Consider the following 2,148-nt stretch of genomic DNA (forward strand, 5'->3'; position numbering starts at 1 on the left):
CGATGTGAAAACCGGCGCTCGTGCCCTCTGAGCCATCGTGCTGAAAGACAACTGCGCCTGCAATGAGCTGCGTCTGGGTAAAACTGGTTGCTTCGACCCCGTTCACCAGGATCGTCCCGTGCTCGAGGTCAGATACCGTAAAAACCAGGCCTTGAAAGGAATCGTCCGGATCGATGCCATCGATCATATCGGTCGTCAGCGTGATCTTCGCGCCTTCCGGAATGTCGGCGGCCAGGGAGCCGCCAAGGGTGGGCGGCGCATTCAACTTTGCGGCGGAGATCGTATAGGTGCCGAAAGAATCGGCGTAACCGCCGGCGGCAAGGAAATACATGCCCTTCGGGAGGGAAATGACGATCGCGCTGTCCGTCGTTCCACCATCGACCGCATCGTCGTTGAAGGCGAGAAAATTGCCGTTCATGTCGAAAAGTCGGAGAATCGGGTCGATGAGCGGCGTTGCCTCGGGATTGTCGACTTTCAGATCGAACCGGTAGACGCCCCCGTCGAGAAAGACGCGAAACCAGTCTTGATCTGTCGGGCTCTCGATATCCGAACTGATCGATTGCCCAAGCTGAATATAGCCGGTCGTTGAGGAATCATCGGCGTAATCGGGGGGCATCGTGTAAACCCTGGAAACGGTTCGGCTTGGAAAGTGCTCGGCGGCCGTTCCGGCTATTGCAGTCGCGGCTCAATCGGCGTCGATGGCGGCGGTCCGATTGCGCGGACCGGTTACCCTACCGGCAATATGAGGTCATGAAACCCGTTCTTCATAGGGTAAAACCCATACAATCCCCCGATCATTCCCTAGGAGAGGGCCCAATAGAGCGCGCACCCTCCGGACGAKGATCAGATCCACGCGTTTGGCGAAATTGCCGAACCCGTGCATGATGCCCCCAACAATAAGAACCTCCTTGAGGAAACGGTCATGGGCTCATCCGTCGGGCTCGGCCACGCCGAGCGGATTGCGCAGGCGCTCGAAAATTCCATGCCGGCGCGCTCGGCGGTTGCCGCATCGTGGCAGCGCTCGTTGCTGCGTTATGGGCTCGATCCCCTCGAGGCGCGTCCGCCCCGGACTTTGAGCGGCCCGGAGCTGCGCGACGCCCGCCAAGAGGCAGAACCCTTCCTCCATGTAGCCCAAGCCAGCCTCGACCGTTTGTTCCAGGCTGTCGGCAATGCAGGCTGTTGCGTCCTCTTTTCAGATCGCCACGGCGTCCCCGTAGACCGCCGCGGAGCCGCTACCGACGACACGACTTTTTTTGCATGGGGTCTCTGGACGGGCGCTGTGTGGAGCGAAGAAGCGGAGGGAACGAACGGGATCGGAACCTGCCTCGCCGAAGGCCGAGTCCTGACGATCCACCGCGAGCAGCATTTCCATGCGCGAAACATCGCCTTGAGTTGCACAGTCGCGCCGATCTTCGATCACACCGGACGGATTGCCGGCGCGCTCGATGTGTCCTCGTGCCGTTCCGACCTCACAGATGGGTATGTCGGGCTGATCGCGGCCGCGGTCTCCGATGCCGCCCGCCAGATCGAAGCACTGAATTTCAGAAATGCCTTCCCGAATGCGCGTATCGTGCTGGCGGACGGCACATTTCCCGGCTCCGCCGGCCTGCTCGCCATCGATCACGACGATCTCGTTGTCGGCGCGACACGGTCGGCGCGCCTCGCCTTCGGCATCACCGATGCAACGATCGCGAACCTCCTTCCGGCCCAGGACGTCTTTGCCGACGATCTCACGCCCGATCTCGCCGACGCAGAACGCGGGGCGCTCCGCAGGGCGCTCGCGAAAGCCAAAGGCAACGTCTCGGAGGCAGCTGAGGCCCTGAATATCAGCCGCGCTACGTTGCACCGCAAAATGAAGCGGCTGGGCATCCGCCGCATCCAGTAGCGTCCTTAAGTGTCGCAGAACTGAGACATCTGCTCGAACCTTCCTCGAACCAGAGCGTGACAGGATCGCCGGCCGAGCCGAACCTGACGTCAAGACGCCGCAGATGGCGCAACCAGGAGGAAATGATGAACAAGCCCGAATTCGTGCGCACCGCTCGCCCCAACTTCAAGGCAAAGTACGGAAACTACATCGGCGGCGCGTGGGTCGAGCCACGCAGTGGCCGCTACTTCGACAATACATCTCCGGTCAACGGCCAGATCCTG

2 protein-coding genes and 1 pseudogene are annotated in these 2,148 nt (G+C 61.2%); 2 read left to right on the forward strand and 1 reads right to left on the reverse strand.

Annotated features, from left to right (window positions below):
- A partial coding sequence (locus AC1DT3_RS18860; RefSeq protein ID WP_477466752.1) for a cadherin-like domain-containing protein occupies positions 1-616 on the reverse strand: 616 nt, incomplete at its 3' end.
- A 306-nt stretch (positions 617-922) separates the two neighbouring features.
- Here AC1DT3_RS18860 and AC1DT3_RS18865 point away from each other — a divergent pair.
- Together AC1DT3_RS18865 and AC1DT3_RS18870 are read left to right on the forward strand one after the other, a co-directional pair.
- Positions 923-1,885 (forward strand): GAF domain-containing protein, encoded by a 963-nt coding sequence (locus AC1DT3_RS18865; RefSeq protein WP_477466753.1) that lies wholly within the window; start codon positions 923-925, stop codon positions 1,883-1,885.
- Between the two features lie 125 nt (positions 1,886-2,010).
- Positions 2,011-2,148, forward strand: a pseudogene (locus AC1DT3_RS18870) (aldehyde dehydrogenase family protein); the annotation flags it as partial.

This window comes from Microvirga sp. P4_G7 (genome assembly GCF_056401005.1).